Raw genomic sequence first — 20223 nt, 5'->3', positions numbered from 1 at the left:
GGTCATCTCCGCGAGCAGCGCGTTGCGCTGTTTCTCCGTGAGCTCGCCTTCGGCCACGACGAGTCCCAGCAAAATCTTGATATTGACCTCATGGTCCGAGCAGTCGACGCCCGCGGAGTTGTCGATCGCATCGGTATTGACTCGGCCGCCTTTGAGGGCGTACTCGATCCGCCCAAGCTGCGTGAGTCCCAGATTGCCGCCTTCGGCGACCACTTTCGCGCGCAAGTCCGCACCGTTCACGCGCACTCCATCGCTGGCGCGGTCCCCCACTTGCGCATGCGTTTCCCGCGTCGCTTTCACATAGGTGCCGATCCCGCCGTTGTACAGCAGGTCGACAGGCGCCAGCAAAATGGCCCGAATGAGCTCGTTCGGCGCGAGCGTGGGCGCCTCCGTGCCAAGTACCGCACGCACGGCCGGCGAAAGCGGAATCGTCTTCGCGCTGCGCGGGTAGACGCCCCCACCCGCCGAGATGCGGGCCGTATCGTAGTCCGCCCAGCTCGATCGCTCGAGCCCGAAGAGGCGCGCGCGTTCGGCAAAGCTCGCCTCCGCGTCCGGATCGGGATCGAGAAAGATGTGCCGATGATCGAATGCCGCAACGAGGCGGATATGACGCGAAAGCAGCATCCCGTTGCCGAAGACGTCGCCCGACATGTCGCCGACACCCACGACCGTGAAATCGGTCGTCTGCGTATCGACGCCCATTTCACGGAAATGTCGCTTGACCGATTCCCACGCGCCACGCGCCGTGATGCCCATCTTCTTGTGGTCGTATCCGACCGAGCCGCCCGAGGCGAATGCATCGTCGAGCCAGAAACCGTACTCGCGCGCGATCGCATTCGCGTAGTCGGAAAACGTCGCGGTGCCCTTGTCCGCCGCGACGACGAGATAGGGATCGTCCGTATCGTGGCGCACGACTTCGGGCGGCGGCACGATCCCGCCGGGCGTGCGGTTGTCCGTCACATCGAGCAGCCCGCGCAGGAACGTGCGGTAGCACGACACGCCTTCTCGCACGAACGCTTCGCGGTCGGCGGCTGACGGCGGATTCTTGACGACGAACCCGCCTTTCGAGCCCACCGGCACGATCACCGTGTTCTTCACCATCTGGGCTTTCATGAGGCCCAAAACTTCCGTGCGGAAATCCTCGCGCCGATCGGACCAGCACAGACCGCCGCGCGCCACGCGCCCCCCTCGCAAATGCACGCCTTCGACAAGCGGCGAATAGACCCAGATCTCGAACATCGGTTTCGGCTCGGGCAGCCCCGGCACGCGCGACGGATCGAGCTTGAACGAGACGTACGGCAACGGCTCGCCATGGCTATCGCGCCGGAAGTAGTTCGTGCGCACCGTCGCCGTCATGACGCCGAGAAACTGCCTCAGAATCCTGTCCTCGTCGAGGTTGGGCACCTGATCGAGTGCGGCGCCGATCGCATCGAGCAACTGTGCCGTGCGGCGCTCGCGCGAGCCGTCGAACGCGGGATCGAAGCGCGCGAGAAAGAGCTCGACGAGCTGACGCGCAAGCGCCGGGTTGCCCGTCACCGCACGCTCGATATAGGCATCGCTGAACGTGGAGCCGACCTGCCGCAAATACTTCGCATAAGCGCGCAGAATCGATACTTCGCGCGCATCGAGCTGCGCGCGCAACACGAGCCGGTTGAAGTCGTCGTTCTCGATCGCGCCCGCCCATACGTTGGCGAACGCATTTTCGAACAGCGCCTTGACGCGCTCGATGTCGAACTCGACATCGTCGGTCAGCTCGAGACCGAAGTCGTGCACCCAGGCCGCCGTCGCACCCTGAGGCTCGATCAGATACGGACGCTCTTCGTCCACTCGCACGCCGAGGTGTTCGAGCATCGGCAGGCTGCGTGAAAGCGCGATCGATTGCCCGATGCGATAGACCTTGAAACGAAACGCACGCGAGGACGCCTCGATCGGACGATAGAGGTTCATGGCCAATGCCTGACCCTCGCGCGCCGCTTCGATCAATTCGATATCGCGCACTGCCGTGCGCGCCGCGTAGTCCTCGCGATAGCCGGCCGGAAACGATTCGCCATAGCGCTGCAGCAAGCGGTTACCGGCCTCTTCGCCGAAACGCTCGAGCAGCGCATCGGCAAGGTCGTCCTGCCAGCGGCGCGTCACTTGGACAAGACGAGTCTCGAGCTCCACCGTATCGACTTGCGGCAAGGCGCCTGTGCCCGCCCTCACCACGATATGAATGCGTGCCAGCGGCGATTCCGACAACAGCGGCGTGAACTCGACGCTCGTGCCGTTGTACGCGCCCGCGAGCAGCTTGGCCATGCGGCGCCGCAAATCGGTGTTGTACTTTTCGCGCGGCACGAAGACGAGGCACGAGACGAAGCGCTCGAAGCGATCGCGCCGCACGAACAGCCGCGTGCGCTGGTGCTCCTGAAGGCGCAGGATGCCGAGGGCGATGTCGTAGAGGTCGTCCTCGTTGGCCTGAAACAGCTCGTCGCGCGGATATTGCTCGAGCACGGTCACGAGCGATTTATGGAGGTGGCCTTTAGCGAGAAAGCCGGCGCGGCGCATGATGTTTGCGCATTTGCGCCGCACGATCGGAATATCGGCACTCGCGTCGGTATAAGCCGTCGACGTGTATAGACCGAGAAAGCGCCGCTCGCCGACCACCTTCCCATCGTCCCCTACGAGTTTCACGCCCACATAATCGAGGTAGCCCGGCCGGTGCACCGTGGCGCGCGAATTGGCTTTGGTCAGGAAGATCGGCATCGCGTCGCCGATGATGGCCGTGGCCGAGGCCGGCAACGGCGTCACCTCGGCTGCATCGCTCGCGCGCAGGATGCCGGCCCCCGTGCCGGGCACGGCGCGCAGCCCGAGTCCAGCGTCGTGCGGCACGAGCGCATAGTCGCGCTGGCCGAGAAACGTGAAATGGTCGGCCACCATCCATTCGAGGAATGCGCGCGCTTCGGTGGTATCGGCACTCGATTCGCGCGCCGCCATGCTCTTGATGGTCTGGCGGGCCGTGGCGATCATGCGCGGCCAGTCTTCGACGGCGGCGCGCACATCGCCGAGCACGCGCGAGATATTGGCGCGCAGTTCCGCCAGGCGCGCGGCATCGCCGCAGCGATCGATTTCGAAGTGAATGAACGATTCGAGGCGCGCTTTGTGCACTGCCTCGTCGTCACGTTGACCGGCCACGCCGGGCTCGATGCGCTCGATTTCGCCTGCTGCGTCGCGCCAGACGCGAAACACCGGGTGAATGGCCGAATGCAGCGTCAATCCGCAGCGATTGACCTCCATCGTGACCGAATCGACGAGAAACGGCATATCGTCGTTGACGATCTCGATGACGGTGTGGTCGGAATGCCAGCCGTGCTCGTCCACGACGGGGTTATAGATGCGAAGCAGATGAGAGCCGGACACGAACTTCCTGGCCGTCTGCCAATGCGCCATTGCCGCGCCGTAAAGATCGGCAAGCGAGCGGCTTTGAAGGTCCTGCACATCGACGAGTTCGTAATAGAAACGCAAAAACGATTCGATCGGGGCGAAGGCCTCTGCCGGCCATCGTCCTCTTGCATAGTCGACGACATCGGCCAGCAGGTGTGCGACGGCATCTTCGTTCTTCGCTTGCATGGAGTCCTCCGCGACCAGGGCGCTGCAGACAATCGGGCTGCCGGGCATGCGTACGGCCATTCGGATTATGCGCCGGCTTGGCGACGAAAAGGCGTGCCGAGCAACGGAATCCCTTCCTCCCGCGCGTAACGGATGGCCGACAGGGCCCCGTCCCTATTGCGGGACGGACTAACGCACCGTTCGCAACTCGTCCTCATTGACCCACGCCCGGATCACCTCGGCCAGCCATGCGGCATCGTCATGCTGCAAGTCATGCCCCGCCCACGGATGTTCGCGGTACGCCGCGCCCCAGGCACGCGCAAGCGCACGCGAGCAATCGGGATGGACGAGCCGGTCCGCCCTCGATGCAAGGACGAGCGTGGGGCACGCCGGCGCCGCGGGCGCGGCTTCGAATCGCGCCGCGGCCCAGAGCTGCCGTAGCGCGTTGGCCGGGGTCACGGGCGCACTGCGATAGATCGCAATCCAGACCGCCAGGTCCGTATCGTAGCGATCGCGCCGCTCGCACGTCAGTGCGTGAATCGCCGCTTCGGCCGCACGGCGGCCTCGCCAGCCAATCGCGGCCCGCACCAGCATCGGCCAGGCGCCCACGCGCAGGCGCGTCAACGGCCCGCTGAACGGCCGCATGCTCGTATTGATCAATACCAGCCGCTCGATCTCGGCGGACCAGTTCTGCGCCCACGCAACCGCCACCATTGCACCGAGCGAGAGGCCGACGATTCGAAAAGGCGGCTCATGGCCACGCGAGGCGACGTCGGCACGGACGCGCTCCGTCATCGCGCGCACACTCGACGGCACCTTGACGGGCGCATGCACGCCGCAGCCGGGCAAATCGACACAGACGATGTCACCCTCGAGTCCAGCCGCCCGCAATTGCGAGGGAAACTCAGCCCAATGACGCGATTCGCGCGCGAGACCGCGCAGCAGGATCCACGTGCTCAATGCCGCCGCCTGTACCAATGTTCGATGGCGCGCGTCATCGTCTGTTGCCGCTCGGCACCCTGCGGCAGCCAGCCCGGGGCCGCATAAGCGGCGCGCGCGAGAAAATCGAGCAGATCGGTGTGCCGGCGCAGTACGCGCTCGGTACGGTGTGCCTTCACGGGATTGAAGATCCCTTCGCGCTTGAGCACCTGCAGCGGATTCTTCCTGATCCACAGCCACGATCCCAATTCGAGCGTCAACGGCAGGAAAATGGCCGGCGCCCGCGCGCGGTCGTAAGCGTAGTCCCACAAATCGCCATGCGACAGGTATTGCAGGCTCTGCGGCTCGAACAGATAGCGATGATGCGGATGAGCGCCTTCGAGCATCCCCTTCAACGCAAACATTTCCGGCAGATGTTCGATGTGCCGCGTCGATTTGGCGTACGGGAACCAGAGGCTGTCGCGAAAGCCATAACCGGAGTGGCAATCGAGCGCGAAGCTGAGTGGGCGCGAGAGCAGCTGTTCTTCGACGACGCGCAGCATCAACGCGGCCTCGAGCTCCATCGGCGCGCCGCCGCGACCGCGGTACCACGGCAGCCAGGGCCCGATGCGCTGGCCACCGGCCAAAAACGGCACGCGCCCCTCGGCGTTATGCGGTGCATTGCGCATGAGATCCACACCGTTCGGATTCGAGCGCCGCATCGCCCACATGCCGCCCGGGTTGACGATCGGCATGAAGACGAACCGAATGCGTTGGAGCTGCGTATAAAGCAGCTCGTCCCACTCGAGCCGGCATAGCAGCACGCGCATGTAATCGAGCACGAGCTGCGTGCCGATTCGCTCGAGGCCGTGAATGCCCGCGAAGAGTCCGATCGTTGGAGCGAGCGGATCCGTCGAGCCCAGCGTGGCGACGTGGACGGCGAACCGCCGGCCTTCAGCGTGCACTTCGCCGACGATTTCGATCGTCATGCGACGGCTGCCGGCGTCGAGGATCGACTTCAGATCCTCGTATTCGGCAAAGCTCGTCTCGGGCACGGAGGTTACGGTTCTCGTCATCGCTCGGGGCCGAGCATCGAAATATGAATAGGCGGTACGTCCAATATAGGTCGGATGGCACGCAGGAAACCGCCCAATGCTGGTGTGCGAGCGCCTGCGCCCGTATCGGCAGCGATCGGCCTCCCCTCGCCCCGCGTCATCGCGCCAATTGGCTCCATCGTTTCCGCAAAAATGGTTCTGATTATGAGAGCCAAAGCTAGCTATAGTCGCCGTACCCGCGAAGCGACCGCTCTGCATCGGACCAGGAGAACACGATGACGAACCGAAATGACGAACTGAAGGCACGCAAGGATGCCGCCACGCCGCGCGGCGTCGGTGTGATGTGCGACTTTTACGCAGCCCGCGCCGAGAATGCCGAGCTCTGGGACGTCGAAGGTCGCCGCTTCATCGATTTCGCCGCGGGCATCGCCGTGGTCAACACCGGACATCGGCACCCGCGCCTGGTCGCCGCCATTCGCGAGCAACTCGATTGCTTCACGCACACGGCGTATCAGATCGTACCCTATGCGTCGTATGTCGAACTCGCCGAAAAGATCAACCAGCGGGCGCCGGGCGCGTTCGCCAAGAAAACCGCGTTTTTCACGACGGGCGCGGAAGCCGTCGAAAACGCCGTCAAAATCGCACGCGCCGCCACGGGGCGCCCCGGTGTCATCGCGTTCGCGGGCGGGTTTCACGGGCGCACGCTGATGGGCATGGCCCTCACCGGCAAGGTCGCGCCCTACAAGCTCGGCTTCGGGCCGTTTCCTTCCGACGTGTTTCATGCCCCGTTCCCCACTCCGCTGCACGGCGTGAGCACCGCCGATGCGCTGCGCTCGCTCGAAGGCCTCTTCAAATCGGACATCGACCCGGCACGCGTTGCGGCGATCGTTTTCGAACCCGTGCAGGGCGAAGGCGGCTTCTATCCCGCGCCGGCGGACTTCGTGCGCGGCTTGCGCCGTATCTGCGACGCGCACGGCATCCTGCTGATCGCCGACGAAGTGCAAACGGGTTTTGCGCGCACGGGCAAGCTCTTTGCGATGGAGCACTATGACGTTGCCGCCGATCTGACGACGATGGCCAAGAGTCTGGCCGGCGGAATGCCGCTATCGGGCGTCGTGGGCCGCGCCGATGTCATGGACGCCGCGGCGCCGGGCGGACTCGGCGGCACCTACGCCGGCAATCCGCTCGCCGTGGCGGCCGCACACGCCGTGCTCGACATCATCGACGAAGAGCATCTTTGCGAACGCGCGAACACGCTCGGCAATCGCCTGAAGGATCGGCTCGAGACGCTGAAGGCCGCGGTGCCGCAGCTCGCCGAGGTGCGCGGTCCCGGCGCGATGATTGCCGCCGAATTTCTCGCACCCGGTACGCGCGAGCCCGATGCGGCATTCGCCAAGCGCGTTCAGCAACGCGCGCTCGAACGCGGCCTCTTGTTGCTTGTCTGCGGCACGCACGGCAACGTCATTCGTTTCCTGTTTCCTCTCACCATCGAGGAGCCCGTATTCAGCGAAGCGCTCGGCCTGCTCGAAGAGGCGTTGAACGAAAGCGTCGGGGCCTTGGCCTAACCGGTGCACTTCGCAGCTCATTGGAGTTGACATGGACACATTCGAATCGATCGACCTGAAAGACCCCTCGCTGCTGAAAGGTCACGCATTTCTTGCCGGCGAGTGGCAAGGCGCCGATGACGGCAGCACGTTCGAGGTACGCAATCCGGCGACGGGCCAAGTGCTTGCCACGGTGCCGAAGATGGGCAGCGCGGAAACGCGTCGTGCGATCGAAGCCGCCAATGCCGCGTGGCCCGCATGGCGCGCGCAGCCGGCCAAGGCGCGCGCCGCGATCCTGCGCAAGTGGTATCAGTCGATGCTCGACAACGCCGACGACCTCGCGCGCATCATGACGGCCGAGCAAGGCAAGCCGCTTGCCGAAGCCAAAGGCGAAATCCAGTACGCCGCGTCGTTCCTCGAATGGTTCGGCGAGGAAGCGAAGCGCGTCTACGGCGATACGATCCCGAGCCCCACGAACGACAAGCGCATCGTCGTCGTCAAGGAACCCGTCGGCGTGTGCGCCGCCATTACGCCCTGGAATTTCCCGGCGGCGATGATCACGCGCAAGGTCGGACCGGCACTCGCGGCGGGCTGCCCGATCGTCGTCAAGCCCGCGGAGGCCACGCCGCTTTCGGCGCTCGCGCTGGCCGTGCTCGCCGAACGTGCCGGGCTGCCCAAGGGCGTCTTCAGCATCGTCACGGGCGAGCCGAAGGAAATCGGTGCCGAGATGACGGGCAATGCCCTCGTGCGCAAACTGTCGTTCACCGGTTCGACGGGCGTGGGCCGGCTGTTGATGGCGCAGTGCGCGCCGACGGTCAAGAAAGTCTCGCTCGAATTGGGCGGCAACGCGCCCTTCATCGTATTCGACGATGCCGATCTCGACGCCGCAGTGGCCGGGGCGATCGCTTCGAAGTATCGAAACAGCGGCCAGACCTGCGTATGCGCCAACCGCCTCTACGTACACGAGCGGGTCTACGATGCGTTCGCCGAGAAGCTGCGCGCCGCGGTCGAACAGCTCAAAGTGGGCCGCGGCACCGAGGACGGGGTCATGCAGGGGCCGCTCATCAACGAAGCGGCCGTGCGCAAGGTCGAAGCCCATATCGCGGATGCGCTTTCGAAAGGCGCACGTGTTGCCACCGGAGGCAAGCGCCACGCGCTCGGGCAGACGTTCTTCGAACCGACGGTGCTGACGGGTGTGACGGCTGCCATGCAGCTGGCCAAGGAGGAGACGTTCGGCCCCGTGGCCCCGCTGTTCAAATTCAATTCGGATGACGAAGTGATTCGAATGGCCAACGATACCGAATTCGGCCTCGCAGCTTACTTCTTTAGCCGCGATATTGCACGCGTCTGGCGCGTGGCCGAGGCGCTCGAATACGGGATGGTCGGCATCAATACGGGCATCATTTCGAACGAAGTCGCACCGTTCGGCGGCGTCAAGCAATCGGGCGTCGGACGAGAGGGTTCGCATTACGGCATCGACGAGTACACCGTCATCAAGTATCTCTGCCTCGGTATTTGACCTTGCCGCTCTTTCCGCCGGCGCAAAAATAGCTCGATTCCTGAAAACTTTTTTGCGCCGGCGCGACACATACCTTTCCAATCTTTTCCCGCGGCGGCCGATTGCCTCGGCTGGCTAACTATTTGCCGTATTTGATTTTTGTCGATTCGGCGGGTCGTCAGGCCATTCGAGCGGGGACTCCAAGTCTCTTTCCAAACGTTGCATCGGCCGGCCATCCGGTGTCTACTAGCGCGGCCATTATTTTTGGTTTGGTATGCTTGGCGCCGCGCTGGCTGGCGCACGCCAACAGCCTTGATAAATCCCACGGCCCTTTCGCGCGGCACAACCGCGCATCAGGGGTCGATCGAACTGCTTCGAGGAGTCACCGTGAAAAAACTCATAGCCGCCGTAGCCATTGCCGCATGCGCCGTTTCGGCCGGTGTGGCGTACGCCAAAGACTGGTCCACGATCCGTTTCGGCGTCGATGCGAGCTATCCCCCGTTCGAATCCAAAGGGGCGGACGGCAAGCTCAAAGGCTTCGATATCGATTTGGGCAATGAAATTTGCAAACGCCTGAACGCCAAGTGCGTGTGGGTCGAAAACGACTTCGACGGCATGATCCCCGCATTGAAGGCGAAGAAGTTCGACGGCGTGTTGTCGTCGATGTCGATGACGCCGCAACGTGAAAAGGAAATCGCGTTTTCCTCCAAGCTCTTCAATACGCCGACCGCACTCGTGGCGAAGAAGGGCTCGAAGCTGCTGCCGACGGCCGAATCGCTCAAGGGCAAGACGGTGGGCGTCGAGCAAGGAACGATCCAGGAAACCTATGCGAAGGAGCGCTGGGCCAGCCAGGGCGTGAAGGTTCAGCCTTACCAGAACCAGGATCAGGTCTATCAGGACCTGCTGTCGGGCCGCCTCGATGCAGCGCTGCAGGACAAGGTACAGGCCGAAATCGGCTTCCTGAAGACGCCGCGCGGCGCTGGCTATCAGATCGTCGGCAATGACCTGAACGATCCGAAGACGCTGGGCGAAGGCGCCGGCATCGGTCTGCGCAAGGAAGACACCGATCTGAAGAAGAAGATCGACGGTGCCATCGCCGATATCCGCAAGGATGGCACTTACGAAAAGATCGAGAAAAAGTACTTCGACTTCGACGTCTACGGCAAGTGATGCCGGGCGGCGCGAACCGCGCCGCCCCTTGCCAGTCGATGCGTCGACCTGCCCGAGGGGCTCCGTTTTACGCGGAGCCCCTTTTGCTTTGCAGTTCGCAGCGCTTCGCGCCCGGCGTACAATCGTGACCTGTTTGTCATTCATCTCTTGCGTCTAACAGGCGGGGCACGCCTGTCCAACGTTTGTTCCAACCGTGGCGCCAGGAAACATGCAAATACAGACCCATCCGTTGATCTCCCCCGCGCTGGGCACAGAGCGGCAACTGCAGAGCTTTCATTACGGGCCCGCGGGCGCGCAAAAGATCTATATTCAGTCGTCGCTGCATGCGGACGAGCTGCCCGGCATGCTCGTATCGTGGGCGCTGCGGCGCAAGCTGGCGGCTCTCGAGGCAGCCGGCAAGCTGCGCGGCGAGATCGTCGTCGTGCCGGTGCCGAACCCGATCGGGCTCAATCAGCATCTGCTCGGCCAGCATATCGGCCGCTTCGAGACCTATAGCGCAAGCAACTTCAACCGCGGCTTTCACGATCTCGCTGCGCTCGTCACGCCGCGCATCGAAGGCCGCCTGTCGGGCGATATCGGCGCCAATCTGACGACCATTCGCGGCGCGATGCGCGATGCGCTGGCGGAACAGGTACCGCATACCGAACTGGAATCGCAGCGGCTCGCGCTGCAGCGCCTTTCGTACGATGCTGACATCGTGCTCGATCTGCATTGCGACTTCGAAGGCGCGATGCATCTGTATACGAACCCGGATCTCTGGCCCGACGTCGAACCGCTCGCGCGCTACCTCGATGCCAAAGCATCGCTACTCGCGCTCAATTCGATCGGCAACCCGTTCGACGAGATTCATAGCTTTTGCTGGTCCGAGTTGCGCACGCGCTATGGCGACCGTTACCCGATTCCGAACGGCTCGATTTCGGTCACCGTCGAATTGCGCGGGCAAGCCGATGTCTCGTACTCGCATGCGGAGCATGATTCGCAGGCCATCCTAGAATATCTGACGCATCGCGGCGTGATAGACGGCACGCCCGCGCACCTGCCGCCGCTCGCGCACCCGGCCACGCCGCTTGCCGGCAGCGAGCCGCTCGTCGCGCCGATGTCGGGCGTGCTCGTGTTTCGCGTACCGGTGGGCAGTTGGGTCGAGCCTCACCAGGAAATCGCCGATATCGTCGATCCGCTTGGCGATCGCGTCACGACGATCCGCAATACGATGGCCGGCGTGATGTATGCGCGGCATAAAACGCGCTTTGCCACGGCGGGGATGGAGATTGCGCGCATTGCGGGGGCAACGCCTTTCCGTACGGGGAGCCTGCTTTCCGCGTAGGTGCGTAGGTGGCGTTGCCGCTGATCTCGGGCAAAGGTCGCGGCGGCGATGGTCAGTGAGGAGGCAGACTCGATCAGGCTGCGCTGACCGCGGCGTCCGAACTGAAAGCGTTCTGCGCGATCAAGGACAACGCCGCGCCGGCGGCAGCGATGGCCATCCCGGCATAAGGCAAGGCATGAAACGACCAGTGCTTCATGACATAGCCGTCGAACGCGGAGCCGATCGTCATGCCCAGATACAGCGCGCTGCTGTTCCACGCGAGAAACGACGCTTTGGCCGACTGCCCCCACTGAACCAATCGGGTCTGTTGGGCAGGTTGGAATGGGTAGGAGACGAGCGCAAGCAAGCAGAGCGTTGCGGCAAGCACGCCTGCGCCCATTCCGCCGCTCAGTCCCATGCCAAGCAGCCCCATCGCCAATGCCATCCCGCACAGGCTGGCTATCGCGGTGAAATGCACGCCGATTTTGTCCGCCCCCCATCCGCCCAAGTGATTACCCAAAATGGCACCGACACCCCAGCCAATGAAGCATAGCGATACCGCTGAGGCCGACAGCGACATGTCGACCGTCAATCCTGTGCCCAGGTAGGTGTACAAGCCGTACAAGGCAGCCCCCCACGCGACCATCGGTGAAACCGCCGAGACGGCTGCGTACAACGGAACGCGCGTTCTCGACGCGCGACCTCCGACGGGCTTCGACGACGGCCATAGCCGCAAATTGGGCCATGCAAGAGCGAACGCGGCTGCGGACAACAGAACAAAGACCGCTCGCCAAGGCATGACGTGCGCCAGCAATGCACCTAGCGGGGCGCTGGTCCACAGCGCGGTCAACAAACCCGATACCGCGATCGAGATCCAGTGCGCTCGGCGGCCCTCTGGAGCAGCATCGCCCACCGCCGCATAGATGGAAGGCGAAATCGCCGACACCGAGATGCCGGCGAATATCCGGCTCAGCAATGCCAACGCGAAGCTGCTCGAGCAGACCGTGCCGAGATTCGCGGCGGCAAACGCCAAAAGCCCCCAGCAGATCGTGCGGCGGCGACCGTACCTATCGCTGACGCGTCCCATCAACGGCGAGGCAACCGCGTAGGCGATGGAAAACGCGCTCACGAGCCAACCCGCACTATCGACGTTCACATGCAGCGCATTCGCCATACTGGGCAAGAGCGGCGACATGATGAACAGGTCCGCGCCCACCACGTACATCGTCACCCATGCGTTGAGCAATCGCCAACGGTCCAGATAGCCGGCAGGGCTATCTCCACAATTCGTCGTCATAGATACGCGCTTGGTTTAGATGTCAGACAGTTGGCACTTACATCAACGTGATATCGTCGTTCGCGTAGTAGTGCATTTCCAGCAACATACATCCACGCTCCGACTTGAAGGGGCCATGGAACGCACCCGGCGGCCGGCATGCATAGGTGTGCGGCTGAAATGCGGTCCCACCGTTGCCGTTTGCATCGTTGCCCACGATCAGATCGCCCTGCAGCAGATAGACCTCTTCCCAATGATCGTGGACGAATGGCGAAGTGGTGTAGACGCCAGGAGCAAACCGCAACAAACGTGTCCTGCTTCCCGTGCGCGCATCCGCCGCGAGCGACCCGCAAAGTATCTTTTCCTCGATTCCTTCCGGATAGCCAGGCGGCACGCTCCAACCCTCGTCCAAGTCCAGAGCAACAAACTCGAGGTGTGGCTTTGTCATTTCGATATCCTCCTTTTCTTCAATCAAAGCGTTTCTGTTCGATATTCGCAAACGAGCGTCCGGTTCAAAACGGGATCATGTAGTTCAACGCGAATCGCATGCGCGGCACGTATGCCTCCCTTGACCGGCACCGTGCCCCCGAATAGCACCTCGCCGTCGCGTAGCGGCGCGTCCAGCTTCGAAATCAGCTCACGGGGATGCAACAGCTCCGATACCGAGCTTTCCTGGTAGACCGTTTCCGCGCCGTTTTCCTCGATGTAGCTGCGCAAGACCAGGCTATCCCAGTGCGGCTCGACATCTGAAAATCGCCAACAATCACGGCTGATCGGCTTGGCGCATACTTGCTTGGAGAGCGTGACCTCGTGCGCCTCGAGAGCACGATCGGTATGGTCGGAGCCGACCGCAACGTACATTTCTCCATCCAGCGCAAATAGGCAATATTCGGCCTCCCCGCTCGAACTGAAGCCGACAGTTTCGATGACGGCGTCAGTCGTAAGTAGCGCATGGGAGAGCCGGTAGAAAGTCGGGATGCGCTTCGGCGGAGTCACGCCGAGCTCGGCCAACTCCTTGATGTGATGCAGCACCTGCGCTGAATTGCGCCCCGTCCACCCGGCGATGGTGAGCTTGCTCGCAGCGAGTTGCACTGATCGCGGCTCTTTGCCAAGAACATCGAATTGAATGGTTTTCATGGTTTGCCCTACAAAGCACGTAGAAGATTGGTAGCCTTGTCGATCGTCTCGTCGGATTTCGCAAAGCAAAAACGCAGCAGATGCGAATTTGCGTACTGAGCGCCGAACCCGGAAACCGGCAGGCCCGCCACCCCGTGCTCGCTGATCAGCAAATCTGCGAATTGAGTATCCGGCACAGTGGAAATAGCCGAATAGTCGAGCAACTGGAAATATCCTCCGCTCGTCGGCACGCTTTCGAAGCGCGAGCCCCGCAAACCCGCAAGGAAGCGGTCGCGTTTTCCGCGAAACAGCGCAGGCAGGCTCAAATAAGTGGAAGCATCGAGGACCTGGGCCATCGCCTGCTGCAATGGAGTAGGCGCAGCATACGTAGTGAATTGGAGAATTTTGCGCAATTCCGCCGTGAGCGGCGCGGCGGCAGCGGCGTACCCGATGCGCCATCCCGTCACGTGCATCGTTTTGCCCAACGAGCCAACCACTATCGTTCGCTCGCGAAGCCTCGGCTCGGAAAGCGCGGTGATATGAGGTCCATCGAAAACCATGTTGTGGTAGACCTCATCGCTCAGCACCAACAAGTTGTGCCGCTCTGCGAGTGTAGCCAAGCGATCGACATCGTTTGAATTCCAGCACCGACCCGACGGATTGTGCGGGCTATTCACGATGATCATCCGGGTATGTGGAGAGACGCGTCTTTCCACTTCCTCCCAGTCAACTTCAAAACGGGGCGCCGGCAAGTCCACACAGACGGGAGTTGCGCCGGCCATCAAGATACTGGGCGCATACGATTCGAACGCGGGCGCCAGAAAGATGACTTCCTCGCCCGGATGAACGAGGCCGCTCACGGCCGCCGAAATAGCCTGTGTTGCCCCGGCGGTAATCGTAATCTCAGCGTCGGGCGAAATCCGCAGCGAATAAAGATCTTCATACATGCGGCCAATTGAACGACGCAGCGCCTCCGAGCCTTCGGGCATGCCGTATTGATTATGTCCGGAGTTAGCGGCCGTCGCCAACGATTCGAGCAGTCTCGGATCGGGGGCGAAATCGGGAAATCCCTGGGAAAGGTTGATTGCGTCGTATTGCTTGGCAACGCGACTCAACGCGGAAAATATCGAACCCTTGACATGAGGGAGCCTTGACCTGACGCCACCAATCGGCAAATTTGAATGCATAAGTAGTATTTATTTTGATTATTAATTGGATCAGCGCCTTTCATGTTTCTTGTTTAACGCCGTTTCCATTTCCACGATACTATCGTTCAGCTCGCGTCGGCTGGCAAACAAAAAAAGTTTATGCAGACCATTGAATTATTTTTCCAAACCCCTATAAGGTATAGGGAGTCAAGCGCATAAATACGCGGAAGCGACATTCTGATTTAGCGGCATCCCGGTATCGCGATTGAGCAGAGATCAGGCGTGGCGATATTGCGTCCACCGGTGGCCGGCTGGCTCGAGCCCGGCAGGACATCGCCTACATCGGCGATCGCGTCTCGACGCTCGGTCGGCCGGACGGACCGCCGGCACAACCGCTATCTCGACGGAAACGTTCCGATACTTGGTTAATGCCCTGTAACAAAAATGCGCCGCAACGACCGGTGTGGATCGCGTCTTTAAGTCTGGCTTAATTCTCGGCTGACAACATGAGTCCCATACCACCCCTGTTGAGCCGCCGGAACATCGGCGGCATCTTTTTGTCTTCTTCATGCGGTGCGCAAATCCCTGCGGCACTGGGAAGGAAACGGCAATGACTGAAGATTCGGTGTTCAAGCATCTGCGAACCATGCTCAAGCGCAAGCACGCGCTGCCCGTTCAAAGCTGCCGCGTCTCGTTGCCCGTGCAACGCCCGTGGGGCAGAACCTACCGGCTCGTCGAATGGAGCATGGCCAAAGACGCGCCGTCCTATCGTTGCGTGGTCCCAGCCGAGTTGACCGACAGCGAGATCGCGCAGTGCGTCGCGTCGCACGTGCCGGGCCGGGTCTATTTCGACGAACAGCGCTAAACTTCCTCAATGGAAAACACGTTCAACGAACGCGGTGTGACGATCACACGCGGCGGACTCAGTGCGGGCGGCCAGATGTTTCCGCTGCGCGAGATTCGCGAGGTGCGCGTCGTCACTGTGCACAAGAACAAAGTGCTGCCGGTCGGCATTTCGGTCCTCGGCGCCGCCGCAGCCATAGGGGGCGGCATCTTTGGCAGCAGCGCCGCACTCGTTGTCGGCGTGATGCTCGTCGTCGTCGGGGGACTTACCTGGTACACGCAGGATGTCACGCACCGGCTGATCGTCACAACGGCGAACGGCGAGCGCGAAGCGCTGACGAGTCCCGACCGCGCCTTCGCCGAGCACGTCGAACGAGTTTTGCGCGACGCACTCGGCCGCTCCGCTCAGCCCGTCTGAACCGGCTTGACGCGCCAGATATCGCGCGCGTATTCGGCAATCGTCCGGTCCGACGAAAACTGTCCCATGCCCGCCACGTTCTCGATCGCGCTGGCCGTCCACGCGCGCGGATTGCGAAAACGTGCGTCCACGGCCTCCTGCGCTCGCGCAAACGCGGCGAAATCGGCCAGCACCATGTAGTGATCGCCCCAGTCGACAAGCGTATGAAAGATGTCCGAAAAGCGGTGGGAGTCGCCGTTGGAAAAGTATCCGGTGCGGATCTGATCGAGTGCGTGGCGTAACGCTTCGTTCTCCTCATAGATCTGCCGCGGCCGATAACCGCTCGCTCGCAATTCGCCGACTTCGCTCGCGTTCAATCCAAAGATGAACATATTCTCGCGTCCGACTGCATCGCAGATCTCGATGTTGGCACCGTCCATCGTTCCGATCGTCAGCGCGCCGTTCAACGCAAGCTTCATGTTCCCGGTACCGGACGCTTCCGTGCCCGCCATCGATATCTGTTCGGACAGGTCGGCCGCGGGAATCATCGTCTCGGCCAAACTCACGCCGTAATTGGGCACGAAGACGACTTTGAGGCGGTCCCCGACGACCGGGTCCCCGTTGATCGTCTGTGCAACATCGCCAATGAGGCGAATGATCGTTTTCGCCATCTTGTAGGCCGAAGCGGCCTTGCCCGCAAAAATAGCCACGCGCGGTACCCAGTCTTCGTCGGGATGCGCTCGAATCTGGTTGTAGCGGACGATGACGTGCAGCACGTTCAGCAATTGCCGCTTGTATTCGTGGATCCGCTTGACCTGCATATCGAAGAGCGCATCCGGGTGAACGGCAACGCCCGTATGGTGCAAAAGCCGCTGGGCAAGACGAATCTTGTTGCGGCGCTTCGCTGCCCGAAATGCGGCAACGAATTCGGCATCTTCCTTGAATTCGCGGAGCTTGGATAACTCGAAGAGATCCTTGCGCCAGTTCGTTCCGATGCTCGAATCGATGAGCGAGGAAAGCGGCCGGCTCGCCTGAGCGAGCCACCGGCGCGGCGTGATGCCGTTCGTGACATTGGTGAAGCGTTCGGGAAACATGCGCGCGAAATCGTTGAAGAACTCGCGCTCCATCAATTGCGAGTGAAGCTTCGAAACGCCGTTGACCTTCTGGCTCGCCACGATCGCGAGATGCGCCATACGCACGCGGCGTTGCCCGTACTCGTCGACAAGAGAAATGCGCCGGATAAGCTCGACGTCATGTCCGAAATGCTCGCTCGCCTCTTTGAGGAAGTTCGCGTTGATCTCGAAGATGATCTCGAGATGCCGCGGCAAAAGCCGCGCGAGCATATCGACGTCCCACGTCTCCAGTGCTTCCGGCATCAGCGTATGGTTGGTGTAAGAGAACACCTGCTGCACCATTTTCCACGCCCGATCCCACTGCACCTGGTGGACGTCGACGAGCAGTCGCATCAGCTCGGGAATGGCCAGCACCGGATGGGTGTCGTTCAGATGAATAGCGACTTTCTCCGCGAACCGGCCGAACGTGCTATGCGTGCGCTGATAGCGGCGAATGAGATCTTGCATCGTCGCCGAAACGAAGAAGTACTCCTGCCGCAACCGCAGCTCGCGCCCGGCTGGTGTCGAATCGTCGGGGTAGAGCAACCGCGAGACGTTTTCGGAATACTCCTTTGCCTCGACGGCACGACGATAGTCGCCCTGGTTGAACGCCGACAGATCGAGTTCTTCCGTCGCGCGCGCAGACCATAGCCGCAAGGTATTCGTCGCGCTCGTGCCGAAGCCCGGGATCACGGTGTCGTAAGCCATGGCATTGACGTGCTCGGTCTCCACCCACTCGACGCGGTCCCCGTGCTGAATCGTGCGTCCGCCGAAATGGACGATGTATTGCACTTCGGGGCGCTGAAACTCCCAAGGGTTGCCGGCGCGCAGCCAATAGTCCGGCGTCTCGACTTGTTCGCCGTCGACGATCTGCTGGCGAAACATGCCGTAGTCGTAACGGATGCCGTAGCCGAAGCCCGGGACCGCAAGCGTAGCCATCGAATCGAGGAAGCACGCCGCGAGCCGTCCGAGACCTCCGTTGCCGAGCGCGGCGTCCGGCTCCAGTTCGGTCACCGCGGACATATCCACACCGAGGCTCGCGAGCGCTTCGTTCATCTGGTCGTAAATGCCAAGGGCAAGCAGCGCGTTCGTAAACGTGCGGCCGATCAGAAACTCCATCGACAGGTAGTAGACGCGTTTGACGTCCTGCTCGTATTGCTGGCGCGTGGTTTTCATCCAGCGCGCGACCAGTCTGTCGCGCACCGCGAGGGCAGCGGCATTGAGCCAGTCTTGCGGCCGGGCCGCGACAGCATCCTTGCCGACACCGTAGATCAAGCGGTTGGAGATAGAGCGCCGTAGCGCTTCAACTGTGCTGTTGAGCTGGTCGAATTCCAGATCGACGGCTGTCATCGAGCCCTCCTGGTTAGCATGGCGGCATGCGCATTGCTACCCTCGACTGGCGCCAGTGGCGCGTGCCGCGAGGAATCAGATTACCCCTTTTTGATCGCTTGCGGAGCGCATCGGAGTGCTAAATAAAACGCAAAAAAATGCAAGGTCACGGCATAGGGGCATCGGAATCGCTGCACTATGATTGAAGCGTCGACAGTGCCCAGGAGACCGACATGACGACGCATATCCATACCAACACGCAAGCCGTGCTCGGCATGATCCACGCGCAGGAGCTGTTGATGGTTTCGCTGATTCGAGCGTTGCCGCCCGAGACGCGACTCAGAGTCGTCGACGAATATCAGGCGCAAGTCGAGCGCGCCGAACTTGCACACGTCAGCCCTGAAAGCGAGCGCGATACCATCGAGGCGTTCCGCGCGCATAGCCGCAAGCTTTCGATCGTGCTTGCGTCGCTGGCCTGAGGCCCGGCATCGGCGTCAGCATCGGCTCGGCGGCACAGTGGCGTGGGTTCATTGCTCGGCGATCTGCCGGCTGCTAGCGCGGCAGATAGGCGAGCGGATCCATAGGCGTGCCATCGCGGCGAATTTCGAACTGCAACGTGCTGCGGCCCGTCTTGTCGGTGCCCATCTGGGCGATCTGTTGCCCTTTGCGCACGCTGTCGCCCTCGCTGACGGCAACCGGACCGTTCACCGCATACGCTGTGACGATTCCGTCGCCATGCTTCACGACGACCAGGGCTGCGTATTGCTGGATCGCGTTGCCGACATAGATGACCGTTCCGTCGGCAGCGGCACGCACCGGGTCCTCCGCCCTACCGGCAATGACAATGCCTTTCGAGCCGCCGGCCTGCATCGACTTGAGCACCTGCCCATAAGCGGGCCACGCAAAGTGAATCGCAGGACCGCCGCCGGCGTTCGCATTCGCGCCGACCGGCGGCGCCACGCGCAGCACTTGTCCCGGGACGAGCGAGGCCGTGGCCGGCAGCCGGTTCCATTCGGCAATCTCCTGCGGCCGCTGGCCGAAGCCCGCCGCAACACTGGCCAGCGTATCGCCGGGCGCGACGCGATAATAGCCGGGCTGCACGGCGACTGGACGCGGTGGCGCATTCCATTGCGCGGCGTTGCCGCGCGAGCCGGGCCATTGCTCGGTCGTACAACCTGCGACCCAGATCGAGCCGGCCGCACACAACACCGCTACTACTCCGCTGCGATCGATTTTCATGAAGCGAGCGTCTCCCTAGTCAGCCGAGAATGGCACATATTAACGCGGGGACGCCAAAACGAAACCGGCTCGCGCCTCCTTCGGGAGCACAAGCCGGTTCGCTTCAAACGGTCGACTCAATCGATCGCGCCGCTTTCGCTTCGATTACGTTTATTACGCATCGATTGCAATCACGCGATCTTGCGATGCTTACTGACCGAAAAACAGCGAGTGTCCGCCGCTCGAGTCCGCGGGACGCTCGGCAGCGGGCGCACCCGATTGGCCGCTTTGGCCCGCTACACCACCATAGCCGCTGTTATCGGCGGCCGTTGCGGACGTATCCGCGACTGCCTGCCCTTGCGTGCCATAGGCACGCGCTTCGGCCGCCTGAATGTTCGCGGGGTAATAGATGTCGTTTGCACGCGGTTCAAAACCCGCTTGTTCGAGGCGAATCAGATCCTGCCGAACTTGTTCGCGGGTGACAGGCTGGTTCGATTGCGTTTGCGCCATCGAGGCGAGCGGGGTGGCGAGGACAGAAGCAGCAACCACTGCATAGATCAGGGATTTCATGACTAGACCTCCGGTATTGGTATTCGCTCCACACACCATGTCTGAAGCGATTGAACTCAGTCTAGTCATCTGAGGACTTAGGGAAAACCACTATTTTGGTCAAATAGTGTTTCCGGTCCTGCAACAATCCCTGTCAATCTC

Annotated in this window: 17 protein-coding genes; 7 read left to right on the top strand and 10 right to left on the bottom strand. The window is 62.0% G+C overall.

The genetic code is table 11. From position 1 onward, the window contains the following. From ACO1XS_RS04630 to ACO1XS_RS04620, 3 genes are all read right to left on the bottom strand, one after another. On the bottom strand, window positions 1-3606 hold a 3606-nt coding region (locus ACO1XS_RS04630; protein ID WP_486390099.1), incomplete at its 3' end, for an NAD-glutamate dehydrogenase. A 168-nt stretch (window positions 3607-3774) separates the two neighbouring features. Beyond that, entirely contained in the window at window positions 3775-4545 is a 771-nt protein-coding gene (locus ACO1XS_RS04625; protein WP_331566377.1) for an alpha/beta fold hydrolase, read from the bottom strand. Further along, window positions 4542-5579: a M14 family zinc carboxypeptidase gene (locus tag ACO1XS_RS04620; RefSeq protein WP_486390098.1), complete on the bottom strand. Its 1038-nt coding sequence runs from the start codon at window positions 5577-5579 to the stop codon at window positions 4542-4544. Before ACO1XS_RS04620 ends, ACO1XS_RS04625 begins: the two co-directional genes overlap by 4 nt. 254 nt (window positions 5580-5833) lie before the next feature. On the opposite strand from ACO1XS_RS04620, the gene ACO1XS_RS04615 reads away from it, so the two are divergent. The 4 genes from ACO1XS_RS04615 (at window position 5834) to ACO1XS_RS04600 (ending at window position 11094) form a co-directional block, all read left to right on the top strand. Further along, complete coding sequence (locus ACO1XS_RS04615) at window positions 5834-7123, top strand: 4-aminobutyrate--2-oxoglutarate transaminase (RefSeq protein ID WP_331566381.1); 1290 nt, start codon at window positions 5834-5836, stop codon at window positions 7121-7123. 31 nt (window positions 7124-7154) lie between these two features. Further along, window positions 7155-8621, top strand: a complete 1467-nt coding sequence (locus ACO1XS_RS04610) for an NAD-dependent succinate-semialdehyde dehydrogenase (protein ID WP_486390097.1) — start codon at window positions 7155-7157, stop codon at window positions 8619-8621. Window positions 8622-8987: 366 nt separating this feature from the next. Next, entirely contained in the window at window positions 8988-9770 is a 783-nt protein-coding gene (locus ACO1XS_RS04605) for an ABC transporter substrate-binding protein (RefSeq protein ID WP_331566385.1), read from the top strand. Between the two features lie 208 nt (window positions 9771-9978). Continuing rightward, complete coding sequence (locus ACO1XS_RS04600; RefSeq protein ID WP_331566387.1) at window positions 9979-11094, top strand: succinylglutamate desuccinylase/aspartoacylase family protein; 1116 nt, start codon at window positions 9979-9981, stop codon at window positions 11092-11094. A 73-nt stretch (window positions 11095-11167) separates the two neighbouring features. On the opposite strand, the gene ACO1XS_RS04595 is transcribed toward ACO1XS_RS04600, so the two are convergent. The 4 genes from ACO1XS_RS04595 to ACO1XS_RS04580 are packed head-to-tail and all read right to left on the bottom strand — an operon-like array spanning window position 11168 to window position 14652. Beyond that, window positions 11168-12370 (bottom strand): MFS transporter, encoded by a 1203-nt coding sequence (locus ACO1XS_RS04595; protein ID WP_331566389.1) that lies wholly within the window; start codon window positions 12368-12370, stop codon window positions 11168-11170. A 37-nt stretch (window positions 12371-12407) separates the two neighbouring features. Then, window positions 12408-12797: a cupin domain-containing protein gene (locus ACO1XS_RS04590; protein WP_414720145.1), complete on the bottom strand. Its 390-nt coding sequence runs from the start codon at window positions 12795-12797 to the stop codon at window positions 12408-12410. A gap of 23 nt (window positions 12798-12820) precedes the next feature. Then, window positions 12821-13486, bottom strand: coding sequence for a DUF2848 domain-containing protein (locus ACO1XS_RS04585; RefSeq protein ID WP_486390096.1), 666 nt, complete (start codon window positions 13484-13486; stop codon window positions 12821-12823). 8 nt (window positions 13487-13494) lie between these two features. After that, window positions 13495-14652 (bottom strand): methionine aminotransferase, encoded by a 1158-nt coding sequence (locus tag ACO1XS_RS04580; RefSeq protein ID WP_486390095.1) that lies wholly within the window; start codon window positions 14650-14652, stop codon window positions 13495-13497. Between the two features lie 571 nt (window positions 14653-15223). Here ACO1XS_RS04580 and ACO1XS_RS04575 point away from each other — a divergent pair. Both ACO1XS_RS04575 and ACO1XS_RS04570 read left to right on the top strand, forming a co-directional pair. Beyond that, complete coding sequence (locus ACO1XS_RS04575) at window positions 15224-15478, top strand: DUF2866 domain-containing protein (RefSeq protein WP_173256761.1); 255 nt, start codon at window positions 15224-15226, stop codon at window positions 15476-15478. Between the two features lie 9 nt (window positions 15479-15487). Beyond that, the gene (locus ACO1XS_RS04570) at window positions 15488-15874 is read left to right on the top strand and encodes a DUF6232 family protein (protein ID WP_331566395.1); all 387 of its coding nucleotides are present in this window, start codon (window positions 15488-15490) and stop codon (window positions 15872-15874) included. On the opposite strand, the gene ACO1XS_RS04565 is transcribed toward ACO1XS_RS04570, so the two are convergent. Next, window positions 15862-18315, bottom strand: coding sequence for a glycogen/starch/alpha-glucan phosphorylase (locus tag ACO1XS_RS04565; protein WP_331566397.1), 2454 nt, complete (start codon window positions 18313-18315; stop codon window positions 15862-15864). The two genes, ACO1XS_RS04570 and ACO1XS_RS04565, sit on opposite strands and share 13 nt — an antisense overlap. Window positions 18316-18527: 212 nt before the next feature. Between ACO1XS_RS04565 and ACO1XS_RS04560 the strand changes: the two genes are divergently transcribed. Then, entirely contained in the window at window positions 18528-18773 is a 246-nt protein-coding gene (locus tag ACO1XS_RS04560) for a hypothetical protein (RefSeq protein ID WP_331566399.1), read from the top strand. Between the two features lie 73 nt (window positions 18774-18846). On the opposite strand, the gene ACO1XS_RS04555 is transcribed toward ACO1XS_RS04560, so the two are convergent. Both ACO1XS_RS04555 and ACO1XS_RS04550 read right to left on the bottom strand, forming a co-directional pair. Then, window positions 18847-19533 (bottom strand): peptidoglycan DD-metalloendopeptidase family protein, encoded by a 687-nt coding sequence (locus ACO1XS_RS04555; RefSeq protein WP_486390094.1) that lies wholly within the window; start codon window positions 19531-19533, stop codon window positions 18847-18849. A gap of 189 nt (window positions 19534-19722) precedes the next feature. Next, a complete protein-coding gene (locus tag ACO1XS_RS04550) occupies window positions 19723-20082 on the bottom strand; it encodes a DUF4148 domain-containing protein (protein WP_331566402.1) in 360 nt (119 codons plus the stop codon). Between the last annotated feature and the right edge of the window lie 141 nt (window positions 20083-20223).

Source organism: Trinickia sp., from assembly GCF_057351765.1.
Note: the sequence above shows the minus strand (reverse complement) of the source record. Positions and strands in the feature narration are given on the sequence as shown.